Origin of the sequence: Pseudomonas lyxosi (assembly GCF_047758685.1) — a bacterium.
In the GTDB taxonomy this organism is placed as follows: Bacteria; Pseudomonadota; Gammaproteobacteria; order Pseudomonadales; family Pseudomonadaceae; genus Aquipseudomonas; species Aquipseudomonas lyxosi.
This window is the reverse complement of the sequence record NZ_CP180481.1, coordinates 128,343-144,425: the sequence shown is the minus strand read 5'-3', so window position 1 is coordinate 144,425 and position 16,083 is coordinate 128,343. Positions and strand designations below refer to the sequence as shown.

The window sequence follows — 16,083 nt, the reverse complement described above, 5'->3', positions numbered from 1 at the left end:
GCGCGAGATTCTAACAGCTTGCAGGCAAGTGCGTTAGATCCGTGTCTTTAGTGTATAGAGCATTTCGAGCGCCCGACGCGGTGTCATGTCGTCCAGATCGAGTTTTGCCAGATCATCCAGCACCGGATGCGGCAGGCTGGCGAACATGTCGCTCTGCTGCGGCGCGGCCGGTTTGCCTTTGGCAGTCTTGGGAACCTCATGAGGCAGGGCGGTCGCTTCCAGCCGCCCCAAGTGTTCGCGAGCGCGCACGATCACTTCGCTCGGCACACCGGCCAACTGCGCAACCGCAAGGCCGTAGCTCTGGCTGGCAGGCCCTGGCAGCACGTGGTGCAGGAACACGATGCGTTCGTTGTGCTCAGTGGCATTGAGGTGCACGTTGGCCACTAGCGGCTGGGCTTCCGGCAACACCGTCAGCTCGAAGTAGTGAGTGGCGAACAGCGTATAAGCCCGCAGATACGCCAGGCGTTCGGCCGCAGCCCACGCCAGGGACAGACCGTCGAAGGTGCTGGTGCCGCGACCGACTTCGTCCATCAGCACCAGGCTGCGCTCGGTGGCGTTGTGCAGAATGTTCGCGGTTTCGCTCATTTCGACCATGAAGGTCGAACGCCCGCCGGCCAGGTCATCGCTGGAACCGATCCGGGTAAAGATCCGGTCCACCAGAGACAACTCGCAACTCGCTGCCGGTACGAAGCTGCCGATGTGTGCCAGCAGCACGATCAGAGCGGTCTGGCGCATGTAGGTGGATTTACCGCCCATGTTCGGACCGGTAATCACCAGCATGCGGGTGTTGTCGTCGAGGCTCAGGTCGTTGGCCACGAACGGCGTGGTCAGCACTTGCTCGACCACCGGGTGACGACCCTGGCTGATGCGCATGCACGGCTCACTGACGAAGCGCGGGCAGTTCAGATCGAGGTTCAGCGCACGTTCGGCAAGGTTGCTCAGCACGTCCAGCTCGGCCAGTGCCGCGGCGGTGTCTTGCAGCGGTGGCAACTGGGCGATCAAATCTTCGAGCAGTGCTTCGTAGAGCATCTTCTCGCGAGCCAGGGCGCGGCTCTTCGCCGACAGGGCCTTGTCTTCAAACGCCTTCAGTTCCGGCGTAATGAAGCGCTCGGCACCTTTCAACGTCTGGCGACGGATATAGTCTGCCGGCGCCGACTCAGCCTGCTTGCTTGGCAACTCAATGAAGTAGCCATGAATGCGGTTGTAACCGACTTTCAGGTGCGACAGACCGGTACGGGCCTTTTCGCGTGCTTCGAGGTCGATCAGGAACTGCCCGGCGTTTTCGCTGAGCGATTGCAAATCGTCCAACTCGGCGTCGTAACCGGTTTTCAACACGCCGCCGTCTCGGATCACCGCGGGCGGGTTGTCGATGATGGCTTTTTCCAGCAGGGCCGCCAGTTCCGGGTAGGTGCTGGTGGTCTTCGCCAGTTGAATAATGTGTGGAGCTTCCAGCTCGGTCATCGCAACCTGCAACTCAGGCAATGCACCGAGCGCATCGCGCAGGCGAGCCAGGTCACGAGGGCGGGCATTGCGCAGGCCGATCCGCGCCAGGATTCGCTCGATGTCGCCGATTTCCTTGAGCTGCGGTTGCAATTTCTCGAAGCGGTAACCGTCGAGCAGGCAGGTAATCGAGGTCTGGCGCGCCAGCAATACGGTCAGATCCCGCAGCGGACGGTTCAGCCAGCGGGTCAGCAGACGGCTGCCCATGGCGGTCTGGCAGCGATCGACCACCGATTGCAACGTGTTGTCGCGACCGCCAGCCAGGTTGGTGTCCAGTTCCAGGTTGCGCCGGCTTGCGCCGTCCAGCACCACGGTGTCATCCAGGCGTTCATGACGCAGGCTGCGCAAATGGGGCAGGGCGGTGCGCTGGGTTTCCTTGGCGTAGCTGAGCAGGCAACCCGCGGCGCCGATGGCCAGGGTCAGGTTCTCGCAACCGAAACCTTTCAGGTCCTGGGTGGAAAACTGCTGGCAAAGACTTTTCAGTGCCGAGTCACGTTCGAAATCCCACGGCGCACGGCGACGAACCCCACGACGTTTCTCCGCCGGCAGATCTTTCGGCCAGTCGTCCGGGATCATCAGCTCCACCGGATTGACCCGCTCCAGTTCCGCCAGCAGGTTTTCCCAGCCCTTGATCTCCAGCACGGTGAAGTTGCCGCTGGTGATATCCAGCACCGCCAGGCCGAACAGACGCTCGTCACCCAGCACCGCCGCGATCAGGTTGTCCCGACGCTCATCCAGCAGCGCTTCGTCGCTGACCGTACCCGGTGTGATAATCCGCACCACCTGACGATCCACCGGCCCTTTGCTGGTCGCCGGGTCGCCGACTTGTTCACAGATCACCACCGACTCGCCGAGCTTGACCAGTTTCGCCAGGTAACCTTCCGCGGCGTGGTAAGGAATCCCACACATGGGAATAGCCTGACCTGCCGACTGCCCGCGGGCGGTCAGGGTGATGTCCAGCAATTTGGCGGCCTTCTTCGCGTCTTCATAGAAGATCTCGTAGAAGTCGCCCATGCGGTAGAACATCAGCTGGTCTGGGTGCTGGTTTTTCAGGCGCCAGTACTGCTGCATCATTGGCGTGTGGGAGGACAGATCGGAGAGCGCTTTATTCATCGGATAATCAGGCAAATTCGTTGAAAGGTGTAGGGCAAAGGAGGGGCATCGGCCCGGCTTTTCCGCGATGGGCGCAAGGTTAACATGGGCGGTCCACCCGACGCAGGCATGAAAGCCCTGCGATACATTTCTTCTGTCTATGCACGACATATGCGCAATTTATGCAATTTGGCATTTGTCTTCCGCTAAAAGAACAAGCACTATGCGCTTTATGCAAAAACGCAATGTTTCTACCGTATTAAGAGCGCTGCTCGATCAGCACGGGATCTCCCCTACGGAGCTTCACCGTCGCACCGGCGTGCCTCAATCCACTCTCTCGCGGATCCTCAGCGGGAAGATCGTCGATCCCTCGGATAAACACATCTCGAAGATCGCCGAGTACTTCGCCGTGAGCACCGACCAGTTGCGGGGCCGTGCGGATGTCGCGCCGGCAGCCAGCACCGGGCGCGATCAATTGCATTCGGAACTCAAGGACATAAGTCTGTGGGACGACGATACGCCCGTCGATGATGACGAGGTATCAGTCCCCTTTCTTCGCGAGGTTGAATTGGCTGCAGGATCAGGAAGGTTCGTTATCGAAGAGAGCGAGCGCTCTAGCCTGCGCTTCGGCAAGCGAAGTCTGCGCCACAACGGCGTGCAGTTCGATCAGGCCAAATGCGTGACGGTGCGCGGCAACAGTATGTTGCCGGTACTGCGCGACGGTGCCACCGTCGGCGTTAATGCCGGCAAGTGCGGGATCGGCGATATCGTGGATGGCGATCTTTATGCCATCAACCATAACGGCCAGCTGCGGGTGAAACAGCTTTATCGCCTGCCTACCGGGATACGCCTGCGCAGCTTCAATCGCGATGAACATCCGGACGAGGACTACACCTTCCAGGAAATCCAGGAAGAGCAAATTGTCATCCTCGGTCACGTCTTCTGGTGGGGCATGTACGCCCGTTAACCCCACCGCTGTCAGATAAAACCCGCCACCGAGCGGGTTTTTTTTCGCCTGCCGAAAAGCCTTCAGCGCCTTTGCTTGCGGGGCTTTCATGCGTCTGTGCATTTTCAATGCATAAATAAATGCGTTTATGCATTGACTGTATATGCATCCATGCATATTCTTTGTCTCAAGCCGCTCAACAAAGCAGCTCGAAACGAAGCTCTTTAGTGCCACCACAAAGGCAGCGATGAACCGGCCTCAACGGTTCAGAGGGTTGGCAACTGACCCAGGTGTGCAGCGTAAAGCACCAGAAGCAGTTATCCGGCGGGCAGGGACCGCGGTCGGAAAAAACAATTTGAATGGACTCGTACCGCGCCAGTAGCGCCGAAAAGTCAGCTTCCTTTTTGACGCAGGATTAAAGGAGGGCGAAGGACCGCATTACTGAAAAGTCCGGCGAGTGCCGGGCTTTTTGGAATACCTACCTGAAGTTATCAACGCGCCGGCAGGTGGGCAGAACTGAAAATCAGCGTGCGTTGAGACAATCGTAAGGACAACAGAATGAACCGTTATGTACTCATAGAAACAGCCTATAAAACCGGCTATTCAATAGTCATCCAGGTGTTGGACACTGAAGAAGCCATGCCCACTACCCAGCCAGATGGAGTGTCTGGTTCATGGCTTGATGTAACAGGTGACACAACAGCTCAAGTGGGATGGAAGGCTCAGTATTTTTTTGATAGGGGATGGGTCTTCACTGAGCCGACTCATGAGGAGTATCTCATTCTTACCTCAGCTCGCATGCAAAAGCGGTTTGATGAGGCTGCTCGTTGGCTGATGTTCAACCCCTTGCAATACAAGGTAGATCTCGGCCTCGCCACTTCTGCAGATGAGGCGGTATTGCTTGCTTACAAGCAATACGTTGTTGCCGTCAGCGAAGTAAAAAATCAACCCGGCTATCCGTCCACGATCAACTGGCCAGTAGCGCCCTGGTAATTCGCCAGGACAGTCAAACCCAGAGACGGGACCGCATTACTGAAAAGCCCGGCCGATGCCGGGCTTTTTGGAATGCCTACCTAACGTCAGGCAACTCAAGAAACACCGTTTGAAAGACACACACACATCACTCATCAATCACCCCCGGGAGGCGTGACATGACAAACGAGCAACAAGCGTTGCTGGACATGCCGATCTGGCTCGTCATCGTCCTCGCCCTGGTGGGCGGGGTGTCCGGCGAAATGTGGCGCGCCGACAAGGAGGGCGCTCGCGGCTGGTCATTGCTGCGGCGCCTGGCCTTGCGATCCGGGGCCTGCATGGTCTGCGGGGTCTCGGCAATCATGCTGCTGTATGCCGCCGGCGTGTCGATCTGGACGGCTTGCGCGTTCGGTTGCCTTACCGCGATGGCCGGGGCAGATGTTGCCATTGGCCTTTATGAACGCTGGGCGGCCAAGCGGATTGGCGTTTGCGAAGTGCCGCCGCGAGATACCCGCCAGGACCACTGAACACAAAGCCCAATGGAATGGCGAGCAGCGGTGCCGACCGGCATCCGCCCCGCAAGGACGCGGGTTTCCCAAGGCCAGTACCTTTCACTCAAACCCGCCAACAAGCGGGTTTTTTATTGCCCGGTGAAAACACCATGAAGATCACCCCGCTGATTTCGCAACTGCGTGATCACTGCCCAACCCTCGCCGGTCGCGTGGCTGCCGGCATCGACCTTGACACGCTACAAGCCAGCAATCCGCTGCAAACCCCTTGCGCCTATGTCGTACCGCTCGCCGATCTGGCAAGTAAAAGTGTGGCGCAAAACCAAACCCTGCAACCGATCCGCGACTGCTTCGAAGTGACCCTGGTGCTTGACACCACCGACGCTACAAAAGCGCTGGATCTATTGCACGACCTGCGGGCCGAACTGTGGCGGGCGCTGGTGGGTTTCAAGCCTGGCAGTGATTACGACGCCATCGCCTACGACGGCGGCGAGCGGGTTTCCATCAACAGCAACCGCGTGCTGTATCGCCTGCGCTTTTATGCCGAGTTCCAGCTCGGCCGCAATCTGCCTGGTCAACCTGCGGAGAGCTGGCACGAACGTGAACTGGACGACTTGTCGTCCTTTACCGGGGTCACCGTGCGGGTCGATGCGATCGACCCGGCGGACCTCAATCTGAAACGCCCAGGCCCCGACGGACGCCTGGAACTGACTTTCTCTGGAGACGTAACCCCATGAGCAAACGCATCACCGTGCTGCCTGCCCCAGGCCGCGCCGTGCCGGACCCGGAAGCGGGCGATCTGTTGCCCCTCGAGGGCCGTGAAGTGCCGGAAAACGCCTGGTGGCGTCGACGTCTGGCCGATGGCGATATCACTACAAAAGCCGTGAAAGCGGCAAAACCACAGGGAGCCAAATAATGGCGATCGGATTCAGCAACATCCCCGCGGACATTCGTGTTCCGCTGTTCTACGCAGAAATGGACAATTCGGCCGCCAATAGCGCGTCGTCGGCCATGCGCCGTTTGATCGTCGCTCAGGTCAACGACAACACTGCGCCCGCCGACGTCGGCAAACTGGTGTTGGTGTCCAGCGTGGCGCTGGCAAAAAGCATTGGCGGCCAGGGCTCGATGCTCGCCTCGATGTATGAAACCTGGCGCAAGACCGACCCGATCGGCGAGATCTGGTGCCTGCCGCTGCACAACACTGAAGGCAGCATCGCCAAGGGCGTGTTGACCCTGACCGGCGCGGCCACTCAAAGCGGTGTTCTCAACCTGTACGTCGGCGGCGTTCGCGTTCAAGCGGCCATCGTCAACGGTGCCACGGCAGCTCAAGCTGCTACCGCACTGGCCCTGAAAATCAACGCCTCGGCAGATTTGCCGGTCAGCGCTTCAGCCGTAGAAGGCATCGTGACCCTGAGCGCCAAATGGACTGGCGACAGCGGCAACGACATCAGCCTGCAATTCAATCGCCTGGGCAAGAGCAACGGCGAAGAGACTCCGGCCGGCCTGACCATGGCCATCACCGCCATGACCGGCGGCGCCGGTGTGCCGGATCAGGTCGCTGCGGTAGCGGCGCTGGGCGATGAACCGTTCGAGTTCATCTGCATGCCATTCTCGGACCTGTCGACCCTCAACACCTGGCAAGCCGTCATGGATGACAGCACTGGTCGTTGGTCGTGGGCCAAGCAATTGTTCGGTCATGTCTACAGCGCCAAGCGCGGCACCATTGGTACTTTGGTTGCTGCCGGCCAGGCGCGTAATGACCAGCACATGACCCTTCAGGCGCTGGAACCGGGCGTACCGCAACCGTTCTGGATTCAGGCCGCTGCACTCGCTGCGCGCACGTCGGTGTTCATCTCCGCCGACGCCAGCCGTCCGACCCAAAGCGGCAGCCTGCCAGGTCTCGACCCGGCACCCGCCAGTGAGCGTTTCACCCTGACCGAGCGTCAGTCGCTGCTCAACTACGGGATCGCCACCGCGTACTACGAAGGCGGCTACGTGCGCATTCAGCGTTCGATTACCACCTATCAGAAGAACGCCTACGGCCAGGCAGACAACTCCTACCTGGACAGCGAAACCATGCACCAGTCGGCGTTCATCGTACGTCGTCTGCAAAGCGTGATCACCAGCAAATACGGTCGCCACAAACTGGCCTCCGACGGCACCCGTTTCGGCGCCGGCCAGCCGATCGTGACCCCGAGCACCATCCGCGGTGAGCTGATCGCCCAGTACGCCAAGCTCGAACTGGAAGGCCACGTCGAAAACGCCGAGCTGTTTGCCGAGCACTTGATCGTCGAGCGCGACGTGCAGGACCCGAGCCGGGTCAACGTGCTGTTCCCGCCGGATTACATCAACGGTCTGCGCGTGTTCGCGCTGCTCAACCAATTCCGTCTGCAGTACGACGACGCAGCCTGATCGCTGCCTTTGACTGTGTGATTTCAGCCCACCGCGTGTGGGCTTTTTATTTGAAGGGAGAAACACCATGGGTCAACTGATTGCGGGCACCTGCTACGTCAAAGTGGACGGCGCTCAACTGACTATCAATGGCGGCTGCGAAGCGCCGTTGATGGCTGTGAAACGGGAAACCGTCGTACCGGGTTTCTACAAGGAAACCGACATTTCCCCGTCGTTCAAAGTGACGGCGCTGCACACCGCGGACTTCCCGCTCAAGCAACTGATCGCAGGCACCGACATGACCGTCACCTGCGAATTCAGCAACGGCAAAGTCTACGTACTGGCCGGCGCCTACCTGGTTGAAGAGCCTGTCTCCAAAGGCGACGACGCCACCATCGAACTGAAATTCGAAGGCATCAAGGGGACCTGGCAATGACTGGTGCCGTGAAGCTTCAGGTTGCGATCGAAGCACACGGCGAGCCCTTGACCGAACTCAACCTGCGCCGCCCGACGGTGCAGGAAGTTCGAGCGATCAAGGCGCTGCCGTACAAGATCGACAAGAGCGAAGAAGTCAGCCTCGACATGGACGTCGCGGCCAAATACATCGCGGTGTGCGCCGGCATCCCGCCGTCGTCGGTCAATCAGTTGGACCTGGCTGACCTCAACGCGCTGAGCTGGGCTGTCGCGAGTTTTTTCATGAGTGCGGCGTCGGAGCCATCACCGACCTGATTTCAGTCGCCTATGACCTGGCCTGGTTCTGGAAGGTTGACCCCGAACAGATGATGGCCAGGCCACTGGATGTGCTCCGCGAATCGCTGGAGCACGCGCAACGGATCAATGCGATGCAGCAGGTGCAGTGATGGCAGACATGGAAAAGGAAGATAAAAAATCGGTCCGGCTGACGGGGATCGATGAACTGACCCCCAAGCTCGCCGGCCTTCGAGCGAGGATCGAGGGCTTCAGAACACATCTTGAGCAGACGGGGCTGGGCAAGCTGGACATCAGCGGTCTGTTCAAGGGTGGCAGCGTGATCACGCCCTTCGTGGACGGGATCAAGGCGTCCGCTGCGTTCAAGGGCCAATTGACCGAGGTCAATGAGGCCGCCAAAGGTGTCGATGTGCCGAGCGTACCGACCAGCGCCGCGCAAACCCTGAATGTGTTCAGTCGGTCGATGGAGCAGGTGTCGGTTGCCGCAAACACCGCGTTACAACCCGCCGTCGCGACCGTCACGGCAGGGCTTCAACCGCTGCTCATTGGCTTTGGCAATCTGCTCAATGACAACCCGAAACTGGTCGAGGGACTGGCGGCCGGTGCCATTGCGTTTTCGGCGATGCAAACGGCCGTGACCGGCGCGACCCAAGTGTTCGATCTGATGAGCATGGTGCTCAAGACCCATCCCATCGTGTTGATTGCCACGGGCATCGCCCTGGCAGCCGGTTTGATCGTGGCCAACTGGAAACCCATTTCGGCGTTCTTCGCCGGGCTCTGGCAAAAGATTGCTCCGGTCGTGATGCCCATGGTCGAGTTCTTCAAGACGATGCTCGCCTTCACGCCGCTGGGACAAATCATCAGCCATTGGGGACCGATCACCGCTGTGTTCGCGGCGATCTGGAACGTCATCAAAGCGGCGGCCACGCCGGTAATCGGTTTTTTCCAGACGCTTTTTTCCTGGTCGCCACTGGGTTTGATCATCAGCAACTGGACTCCGTTGACGGGTTTGTTTTCGGCGATCTGGGACTTGCTCAGAGCGCTGTCGGTGCCGGTCATGGACTTTCTGCATGGCCTGTTCGACTGGTCGCCGCGGGAGATGATCATCGCCGGCTGGGGCGCGGTCACCGAACTGTTTTCCGGGATCTGGGACAGCATCAAGGACCCGGCGCTGGTGATGTACGACACGCTGCGCAGCCTGTTTGACTGGTTTCCGCTGGAAGAGATCAAACAGCGTTGGGAGCCGATCACCGAATGGTTCAGCCAATGGTGGGACAAGCTGCAAGGCGTCGTCGCGCCGATCAAGGAATTCTTTGCCGGTGGTTTCGGCAGCCTTGTCACCAGCGTGACTGGCAAGGTCGAAGGACTGACCGAGGCTCAAGAAAAAACCAATGCCGAAGGCAACGGTAAGTTTGCGCCGGCGTTTTTTGGCGCAGGCGTAGAGCAACCACAACGCCTGTCAGTGGTGCCCGGTAATCTGCCGCAAAAACCCTCGATGCAGCCTGGCTCCCTGACACAAAACTCCAGCGCACTGATTCAACAAAGCGCCGCCAACAACCGCACACAACTCGAAGGCGGCCTGACCGTGCGCTTCGAAAATGCGCCGGCCGGCATGCGCACCGATCAGCCGCAAACCAATCAACCGGCGCTGGCGCTCAATTCGCGCATCGGCTACCGCACATTGTCCCTTGGAGGTTCCAATGAGCTGGCGTGATCGTTTGATGCCGGCGTCGTTTCGCGGCGCCCAGTTCTGGGTCGATCAGGCGAAAAACCCGGTCGGCCAAAAGGGCCAGTTGCACGAGTACCCGCAGCGGGATCTGCCGTATTTCGAGGGCCTTGGCCTGCAGGCGAAGATTCACGATTTGACCGCATTTGTCGTTGGCCCCGATTGTCTGGAGCAGCGCGACAAACTGCTCAAGGCGCTGGAGCAGGGCAGTGGTGAGCTGGTTCACCCGTGGTTGGGGCGTCTGCAGGTCAAGGTCGGCGAATGCGATATGACCCACACCCGCCAGGATGGCGGGCTGGTGACCTTTACCCTGAAGTTTTACCCCGATCAACCGGTGCCGTTTCCGACGGTGGCGGTCAGCACGCAGAAGCTATTGCTGGTATCGGCGGACAGCCTGCTGGGCTCCGCGGTGAAGCGTTTCGAAGACGCGATGATCTTGATCAAGGCTGCGCGGATCGGCATTGCCAACCTGCGCAACAGCATCAAGGAGGCTTACGAGGTGATTCAGCAGCACCTTCAGCCGTTGATCGATGAGTACCAGCAGATCAGCGATCTGGTCAAAGCCGTCAAGGAGCTGCCCAAGGATGTGGCGGCGGAATTCAAGGGATTGATCGGCGACATCAACGAACTGAAGGACTTCGCCCGTGAAGGTTATCGTGGCGTGATTGCCAACGTCTCCCAACAGGTCGAAGCCATCAAGAAGGCCGATGCGCCGAAGCTCACCACCGGCAAGGACACCACCGCTGCGGCCCAGGCGCTGACCAATCTGGTGCAGGACACCTTGATTGTGCAAGTGGCCCAGTGGGTCGCGTCGATGCCGGTGGCTTCGCAGGCGGTCAAGCGGGTCACTAACCTGCCGGTCGGGCATCAGGCTGTGCAACCGACCACGCATCAGGACGTTCCGGTGGTCGACGATCTGGAGGCCTTGCGTGCGGCACTTGAGGAAGTGTTCAAGCTGCCCGAGGCCAAGGCTGATCCGGCGCACTATCTGGCGATGAGCAATCTGCGACAGGCGCTTCGTGCGCATTTGAAAGCGGTCGCGTCGTCGGGCGTTCGACTGGTCAGCAAGTCTTTCAAGCAAAGCCTTCCGGGGCTGGTCGTGATCTACCAGCAAAGTGGAGACGCCACGCGAATCGCTGAAGTACTACAACGCAACGGCATTATTCATCCGGGTTTTCTCCCGCTGGACGACGTCAAAGTCCTGGGGGAATAGACCATGAATGAATTCGACAACAGTGTGTTGCTGACCGTTGACGGTCTGGAGTACGGCGGCTGGAAAAGCGTTGAAATCACTGCGGATCTGGAGCGTCAGTTCCGCACTTTCAAACTCGACATCACCTGGCAATGGCCGGGGCAGACGGTCGACCGGCCGATCCGCCCGGGTGCGCCCTGCCAAGTGCGAATCGGCTGCGACCTGGTGCTCAGCGGGTATGTGTTCAAGGCGCCGATCAGCTATGACGGGCGGCAGATCAGCCTGAGCATCGAAGGCAGTTCGAAAACTCAGGACCTGGTGGACTGCGCGGCGATCAACACGCCCAACCAATGGCATCAGCAATCGTTACTCAGCATCGTCGAAGCGCTGGCCTCGCCTTATGCCGGGAAAGTGGTCAGTGAAATCCCCGAAACCGCGCGGCTCGGCAGCCACACCATCGTGCCGGGGGAAACGGTCTTTCAGTCGATCGACCGCTTGCTCACGCTGTTTCGGGTGTTTTCCACCGATGACGCCGAAGGTCGGGTGGTACTGGCCCGACCGGGTAGCGGTGGGCGAGCCAGTGATGTGCTTGAGCTGGGCAAGAACATTCTGTCGGCCAACGCGCCGATGGACTTCAGCCAGGTGTTCTCCGAGTACCGGGTGATCGGTCAGCACAAGGGCGGCGACGAGAAGAGCGGTGCGGCCGTGAGCGAAGTGTCCGGGGTTTCCACCGACCCGATTATCGGGCGCAAACGGATCACCGTGATCAGCGAAAGCGCGCAATTGACCCCGGAACTGGCGCAGCAACGTGCCGATTGGGAAAGCGGTATTCGCGTCGGCAAGGCTGGCACCACGACCTATCGGGTACAAGGTTGGCGGCAGTCCAACGGTGATTTGTGGAAGCACAACACCGTGGTGCGGGTGATCGACAAGGTGTTGGGTTTTGACCACGACATGCTGATCTCCAAGGTGACTTACTCGCTGTCCGAACAGGGCTCGGTCACCACTCTGCAAGTGGCGCCGCCTTACACCTTCGATGCGAATCCGGTGCCTCCCAAAACCTGACACCCCGCCAAGCCTCGTTCCTACAAGGTAATCAACATGAGCCTACTGACACGCCTCCTGGCGCGCGGCACTGTCGTGCTCGCCAACTCGGCTACCAAGCTTCAATCGCTGCAAATGCGCCTCACCGCCGGCGAACTGAACGACGACATGGAGCACTTCGAACCCTACGGTTTCACCAGCAATCCGCTGGCTGGCGCTGAAGGCATCGCCACATTTTTGGGCGGTGATCGTTCCCACGCCGTCGTGCTGGTGGTCGCCGACCGCCGCTATCGCCTCAAGGCACTGGCACAGGGCGAGGTAGCGATCTACACCGACGAAGGCGACAAGATCCACTTCAAGCGTGGACGGATCATCGACATCGAAACCGCCACCCTCAACATCCGCGCCAGCACCGGCGTAAACATCGACACACCGACCCTGACCCAGACCGGCAAGATCGTCTCGCAAGGCGATCAGATTGCCGGTGGCATCAGCCAGATCAAGCACGTGCACGTCGGCGTGCAGGCGGGCAACGGCCAGACCGGCGTGCCGGCGGGAGGCCAGTGATGTTTATCAGCCAAAACCTCCACGCCGCACTGACCCGTTCAGTGCTGATCAGTCTCTTCACCTGGCGCCGCGCCGCCGATGACGATGCCCTCGATGACGAAGAGCGTTTCGGCTGGTGGGGCGACACCTTTCCTACGGTGGCGGACGACCGTATCGGCTCACGCCTGTGGCTGCTGCGCCGGGTCAAGCTGACCCGACAGACCCAGATGGACGCCGAGTTCTATGCCCGCGAAGCCTTGCAATGGCTGATCGACGACGGCCATTGCAGCGCCATCGACATCATCAGCGAACGCCTCGACGCTCAGCGCCTGAACCTGCGCACGGTCCTGACCCTGGCCGACGGCGAGCGCCTGGACATCAACCCTGATAACAGTTGGCAGGTGATCTATGCCGTTTGAAACCCCTTCGCTACCGGTGCTGATCAAGCGCACCCAAAGCGACCTGGCCAGCGATTCGCTGCGCCAGTCCGATGCGCAAGTGCTGGCCCGCACCCTCGGTGGCGCCGCCTATGGCCTGTATGGCTACCTGAACTGGATCGCCGAGCAGATCCTCCCGGACAAGGCCGATGAATCGACCCTGGAACGGATCGCCGCACTGCGTCTGAACCAGCCGCGCAAAGCCGCACAATCGGCCAGTGGCAGCGTCAGCTTTACCGCCAGCGCTGGCGCTGTGCTGGACGTCGATACGCTGCTGCAATCGAGCGACGGTCGCATTTACAAAGTCACCTCCGCCCGCACCACCAGCAATGGCTTGAACAGCACCACCATCGCCGCCCTCGACGCCGGCAGCCTCGGCAATGCCGACGCCGGCATGACGCTGATTCCGGTGCAGCCGGTTCTGGGCATTATCGGCAACAGCTTCACGGTGCTGGCGCCGGGGTTGACCGGTGGTATCGCTCGGGAAAGTCTGGAATCCCTGCGGTCGCGGGTGATTCGTTCTTACCGGATCATTCCTCACGGTGGTTCGGCGCAAGACTACGAAACCTGGGCGCTCGAATGTCCGGGGGTGACCCGTGCCTGGTGTCGCGGCAGCTATCCCGGCCCCGGCATTGTCAGTCTGTACATCATGCGGGACGACGATGCGCAGCCCGTCCCCAATCCCGAGCAACTGGCTGAAGTCCAGGCCTACATCGAACCTCTGCGCCCGGTCACCGCCGAATTGCGTGTGCTGCCACCGGTACAAGTGCCGGTGACCTACCGACTGAGCCTGAAGCCCGACACCACGGCCGTACGCGCTGCCGTTGAGGCGCAACTGCGCGATCTGCATAACCGCGAAGGCGGCCTGGGCGACACCTTGCTGGTGAGTCACATCCGTGAAGCCATCAGCAGCGCAACCGGCGAAAGTGATCACGATCTCAAGTCACCTACCTCCGACGTCAATGCTGCGAGCAACCAGTTGCTGACCTTCGGAGGTTGCGTATGGCAGTGATCAGAACCGCCGCGCAATACCAGGCCCAACTGCGCAGCCTGCTACCCAGCGGTCCCGCGTGGGACCCCGAGCGGGTCCCGGAACTCGAAGAAGTCCTTGAAGGCATAGCCCAGGAACTGGCCCGCCTCGACGCTCGCGCCGCCGACCTGCTCAACGAAATGGACCTGGCCGGGGCCAGCGAACTGGTGCCGGATTGGGAGCGGGTAATGGACCTGCCCGACCCTTGTCTTGGCTTGAGTCCGCTGTTCGACGACCGCCGTCTGGCCGTACGCCGACGTCTGCTCGCGGTCGGCAGCCAGCACGCGACCTATTTCATCGATATTGCCCGCAGCCAGGGCTACCCGAACGCCACCGTCACCGAACTCAAAGCACCACGCATGGGCCGCTCACGGTTCGGTGCCGCGCACTTCGGCACCTGGCAAGCGCAATTCATGTGGACCCTCAATACCGGCGGCCGCTTGCTTCTGGGCCGTCGCTTCGGCGCCAGCTATTGGGGAGAGCGCTTCGGCATGAACCCAGGCTCTGCCCTGGAATGCCTGATCCATCGCACCGCACCAGCGCACACGCTGGTGCACATCAATTATGACTAGAGGATAGAAGAGTGGATTATCCAAAAAGTGTACCCAGCGTAGGGCTGGTGAATGGAAAGTTTGTGGATGAAAACCCGGTAACGGGAACGCCAGGGTCGTTGGTTCCGGCGGCTTGGGGGAATGCTGTAACGCAAGAAATTCTGAGTATCCTCGGTGCGGCGGGTATTACCCCATCGGAAACCGAGAACGATCAACTATTAAAAGCGATTCGCGGGAAATTCCTATTTGTAACAGAGCCTCAATTCGCTGCAACGAAGGCTGCGGCTACGACGGAGTTTGTGCAGCGGGCTCTCGGGAGTTTCGCCGGAGGTCGCGGCGTTTCTGGAAGCGAGGTGTTGACCGGCGCTGACATAGGCAAGCGACTGGAATTGTCGGCGGGCGTCACTGTGACGTTGCCGGCCTCTTCGTCTGTGCCTAACGGGTCAGCGATTTTGATATCGGCAGGACCAGTGTCCCTTACATCGCGGGTGACTGTCGCCGCTGGGGATCAGTTGGCAATGAACAACCTTGCTGTGGCAGTTCCTTATTTGCTGGCGGCCGGTGGGGATTTTCTGGTCATACGCGAGGGCAACGTCTGGCGTTGCCACCTCGGTAGCGAAACTCTGCGGACCGCATCCGTATTTGCCGCAATCTTTGGACCCGACGCTAATCAAGTGTTGCCAAGTGGCTGGACATTTAAAATCGGGCACGCTTCAACCAGTGGCTCAGCAGGAACTGTGCCGATAACGTTTCCCGTCGCATTTCCTACCGCATGCATGTATGTGGGGGCCATATATGCCGGGGGCGGTTCGGCGACTAACCCGTCACTTTGTCAGAGCGGAATTCCGAGCCGTACAGGCTTCACGGGCTACTTAACCAATGTGGCCGGCAATAACGCTGCTGTTACATCGGGTGGTTACAACTGGCTAGCCATCGGCTACTGAGGGGGAAATATGTACGCTAAATGGATTCAAGAAGATGGTCGGTTTGCCTTTGATGAAGCTGATAACGGGGGCATCGAAATAACCGCCGAAGAGCATGCAGCGCTCTTTGAGCCGGGGCGAGTGGGCAAGATCATAGGCATGGGGGTTGACGGCCGTCCGGAATTGCAAGATCCACCATTGCCCACCGCAGAGGAGCTAGCGCTCGTTGAGCGTGTATGGCGAGACAAGCAGCTTTCACTGACTGATGGGGTTGTCACGCGTCACCGCGACGAACTGGAGGAAGGTATTGAAACAACCCTGACCTCAGTGCAGTACGTGAGTTTGCAAGCGTACCGCCGGGCCCTTCGCAACTGGCCGGAGGCTGGTGAGTTCCCGCTGGTAGATCACCGACCGACAGCCCCGCCTTGGCTGGCTGGTCAGCTCCAATAAGCCCCCCGTGCTGCCGGGGTGTTTTGCTATTTACCTATTTACCTATTTACCTATTTCCCTATTGGC

At 59.9% G+C, this 16,083-nt stretch carries 18 protein-coding genes; 17 read left to right on the top strand and 1 reads right to left on the bottom strand.

Features of this window, described 5'->3' with window-relative positions:
* Positions 1 to 33: 33 nt before the first annotated feature.
* On the bottom strand, positions 34 to 2,613 hold the full coding sequence (gene mutS, locus ACMXYI_RS00715; RefSeq protein ID WP_415771097.1) for a DNA mismatch repair protein MutS: 2,580 nt from the start codon (positions 2,611 to 2,613) through the stop codon (positions 34 to 36).
* Positions 2,614 to 2,824: 211 nt separating this feature from the next.
* On the opposite strand from mutS, the gene ACMXYI_RS00710 reads away from it, so the two are divergent.
* The 17 genes from ACMXYI_RS00710 to ACMXYI_RS00630 all read left to right on the top strand — a co-directional run bounded on the left by ACMXYI_RS00710 (position 2,825) and on the right by ACMXYI_RS00630 (position 16,017).
* On the top strand, positions 2,825 to 3,559 hold the full coding sequence (locus ACMXYI_RS00710; RefSeq protein ID WP_033053549.1) for a LexA family transcriptional regulator: 735 nt from the start codon (positions 2,825 to 2,827) through the stop codon (positions 3,557 to 3,559).
* A 537-nt stretch (positions 3,560 to 4,096) separates the two neighbouring features.
* Positions 4,097 to 4,531, top strand: a complete 435-nt coding sequence (locus ACMXYI_RS00705) for a tail fiber assembly protein (RefSeq protein ID WP_415771095.1) — start codon at positions 4,097 to 4,099, stop codon at positions 4,529 to 4,531.
* Positions 4,532 to 4,689: 158 nt separating this feature from the next.
* Entirely contained in the window at positions 4,690 to 5,037 is a 348-nt protein-coding gene (locus tag ACMXYI_RS00700) for a phage holin family protein (RefSeq protein WP_056739181.1), read from the top strand.
* 134 nt (positions 5,038 to 5,171) lie between these two features.
* Positions 5,172 to 5,756 carry a phage tail terminator protein gene (locus ACMXYI_RS00695; protein WP_415771094.1) on the top strand — a complete coding sequence of 195 codons (585 nt, stop codon included), beginning with the start codon at positions 5,172 to 5,174 and terminating at the stop codon, positions 5,754 to 5,756.
* Positions 5,753 to 5,935: a DUF2635 domain-containing protein gene (locus tag ACMXYI_RS00690; RefSeq protein ID WP_415771092.1), complete on the top strand. Its 183-nt coding sequence runs from the start codon at positions 5,753 to 5,755 to the stop codon at positions 5,933 to 5,935. The genes ACMXYI_RS00695 and ACMXYI_RS00690 overlap by 4 nt, the downstream gene beginning before the upstream one ends.
* Positions 5,935 to 7,431: a phage tail sheath subtilisin-like domain-containing protein gene (locus ACMXYI_RS00685; RefSeq protein ID WP_415771090.1), complete on the top strand. Its 1,497-nt coding sequence runs from the start codon at positions 5,935 to 5,937 to the stop codon at positions 7,429 to 7,431. The genes ACMXYI_RS00690 and ACMXYI_RS00685 overlap by 1 nt, the downstream gene beginning before the upstream one ends.
* Before the next feature lie 67 nt (positions 7,432 to 7,498).
* Positions 7,499 to 7,846: a phage tail tube protein gene (locus ACMXYI_RS00680; protein ID WP_282376942.1), complete on the top strand. Its 348-nt coding sequence runs from the start codon at positions 7,499 to 7,501 to the stop codon at positions 7,844 to 7,846.
* Positions 7,843 to 8,139, top strand: coding sequence for a phage tail assembly protein (locus tag ACMXYI_RS00675; RefSeq protein ID WP_046054588.1), 297 nt, complete (start codon positions 7,843 to 7,845; stop codon positions 8,137 to 8,139). The genes ACMXYI_RS00680 and ACMXYI_RS00675 overlap by 4 nt, the downstream gene beginning before the upstream one ends.
* A gap of 130 nt (positions 8,140 to 8,269) precedes the next feature.
* Complete coding sequence (locus tag ACMXYI_RS00670) at positions 8,270 to 9,832, top strand: phage tail protein (RefSeq protein WP_415771088.1); 1,563 nt, start codon at positions 8,270 to 8,272, stop codon at positions 9,830 to 9,832.
* On the top strand, positions 9,819 to 11,057 hold the full coding sequence (locus tag ACMXYI_RS00665) for a DNA circularization protein (protein WP_415771086.1): 1,239 nt from the start codon (positions 9,819 to 9,821) through the stop codon (positions 11,055 to 11,057). The genes ACMXYI_RS00670 and ACMXYI_RS00665 overlap by 14 nt, the downstream gene beginning before the upstream one ends.
* A gap of 3 nt (positions 11,058 to 11,060) precedes the next feature.
* Entirely contained in the window at positions 11,061 to 12,101 is a 1,041-nt protein-coding gene (locus ACMXYI_RS00660; protein ID WP_415771084.1) for a phage baseplate assembly protein, read from the top strand.
* Between the two features lie 36 nt (positions 12,102 to 12,137).
* Positions 12,138 to 12,647 carry a phage baseplate assembly protein V gene (locus ACMXYI_RS00655; protein WP_415771082.1) on the top strand — a complete coding sequence of 170 codons (510 nt, stop codon included), beginning with the start codon at positions 12,138 to 12,140 and terminating at the stop codon, positions 12,645 to 12,647.
* Positions 12,647 to 13,045 (top strand): phage GP46 family protein, encoded by a 399-nt coding sequence (locus ACMXYI_RS00650; RefSeq protein WP_038979177.1) that lies wholly within the window; start codon positions 12,647 to 12,649, stop codon positions 13,043 to 13,045. The genes ACMXYI_RS00655 and ACMXYI_RS00650 overlap by 1 nt, the downstream gene beginning before the upstream one ends.
* A complete protein-coding gene (locus ACMXYI_RS00645) occupies positions 13,035 to 14,075 on the top strand; it encodes a baseplate J/gp47 family protein (protein ID WP_415771080.1) in 1,041 nt (346 codons plus the stop codon). Before ACMXYI_RS00650 ends, ACMXYI_RS00645 begins: the two co-directional genes overlap by 11 nt.
* Positions 14,066 to 14,665: a YmfQ family protein gene (locus tag ACMXYI_RS00640; protein ID WP_415771078.1), complete on the top strand. Its 600-nt coding sequence runs from the start codon at positions 14,066 to 14,068 to the stop codon at positions 14,663 to 14,665. The genes ACMXYI_RS00645 and ACMXYI_RS00640 overlap by 10 nt, the downstream gene beginning before the upstream one ends.
* Positions 14,666 to 14,676: 11 nt before the next feature.
* Positions 14,677 to 15,588: a gp53-like domain-containing protein gene (locus ACMXYI_RS00635; protein WP_415771076.1), complete on the top strand. Its 912-nt coding sequence runs from the start codon at positions 14,677 to 14,679 to the stop codon at positions 15,586 to 15,588.
* A gap of 9 nt (positions 15,589 to 15,597) precedes the next feature.
* A complete protein-coding gene (locus ACMXYI_RS00630) occupies positions 15,598 to 16,017 on the top strand; it encodes a phage tail protein (RefSeq protein ID WP_415771074.1) in 420 nt (139 codons plus the stop codon).
* Positions 16,018 to 16,083 lie beyond the last annotated feature (66 nt).

What these genes read in the sequence shown, in the direction of transcription:
- mutS (WP_415771097.1), bottom strand. Translation starts at nt 2,613, where the DNA reads ATGAATAAAGCGCTCTCCGATCTGTCCTCCCACACGCCAATGATGCAG.
- ACMXYI_RS00710 (WP_033053549.1), top strand. Translation starts at nt 2,825, where the DNA reads ATGCAAAAACGCAATGTTTCTACCGTATTAAGAGCGCTGCTCGATCAG.
- ACMXYI_RS00705 (WP_415771095.1), top strand. Translation starts at nt 4,097, where the DNA reads ATGAACCGTTATGTACTCATAGAAACAGCCTATAAAACCGGCTATTCA.
- ACMXYI_RS00700 (WP_056739181.1), top strand. Translation starts at nt 4,690, where the DNA reads ATGACAAACGAGCAACAAGCGTTGCTGGACATGCCGATCTGGCTCGTC.
- ACMXYI_RS00695 (WP_415771094.1), top strand. Translation starts at nt 5,172, where the DNA reads ATGAAGATCACCCCGCTGATTTCGCAACTGCGTGATCACTGCCCAACC.
- ACMXYI_RS00690 (WP_415771092.1), top strand. Translation starts at nt 5,753, where the DNA reads ATGAGCAAACGCATCACCGTGCTGCCTGCCCCAGGCCGCGCCGTGCCG.
- ACMXYI_RS00685 (WP_415771090.1), top strand. Translation starts at nt 5,935, where the DNA reads ATGGCGATCGGATTCAGCAACATCCCCGCGGACATTCGTGTTCCGCTG.
- ACMXYI_RS00680 (WP_282376942.1), top strand. Translation starts at nt 7,499, where the DNA reads ATGGGTCAACTGATTGCGGGCACCTGCTACGTCAAAGTGGACGGCGCT.
- ACMXYI_RS00675 (WP_046054588.1), top strand. Translation starts at nt 7,843, where the DNA reads ATGACTGGTGCCGTGAAGCTTCAGGTTGCGATCGAAGCACACGGCGAG.
- ACMXYI_RS00670 (WP_415771088.1), top strand. Translation starts at nt 8,270, where the DNA reads ATGGCAGACATGGAAAAGGAAGATAAAAAATCGGTCCGGCTGACGGGG.
- ACMXYI_RS00665 (WP_415771086.1), top strand. Translation starts at nt 9,819, where the DNA reads ATGAGCTGGCGTGATCGTTTGATGCCGGCGTCGTTTCGCGGCGCCCAG.
- ACMXYI_RS00660 (WP_415771084.1), top strand. Translation starts at nt 11,061, where the DNA reads ATGAATGAATTCGACAACAGTGTGTTGCTGACCGTTGACGGTCTGGAG.
- ACMXYI_RS00655 (WP_415771082.1), top strand. Translation starts at nt 12,138, where the DNA reads ATGAGCCTACTGACACGCCTCCTGGCGCGCGGCACTGTCGTGCTCGCC.
- ACMXYI_RS00650 (WP_038979177.1), top strand. Translation starts at nt 12,647, where the DNA reads ATGTTTATCAGCCAAAACCTCCACGCCGCACTGACCCGTTCAGTGCTG.
- ACMXYI_RS00645 (WP_415771080.1), top strand. Translation starts at nt 13,035, where the DNA reads ATGCCGTTTGAAACCCCTTCGCTACCGGTGCTGATCAAGCGCACCCAA.
- ACMXYI_RS00640 (WP_415771078.1), top strand. Translation starts at nt 14,066, where the DNA reads ATGGCAGTGATCAGAACCGCCGCGCAATACCAGGCCCAACTGCGCAGC.
- ACMXYI_RS00630 (WP_415771074.1), top strand. Translation starts at nt 15,598, where the DNA reads ATGTACGCTAAATGGATTCAAGAAGATGGTCGGTTTGCCTTTGATGAA.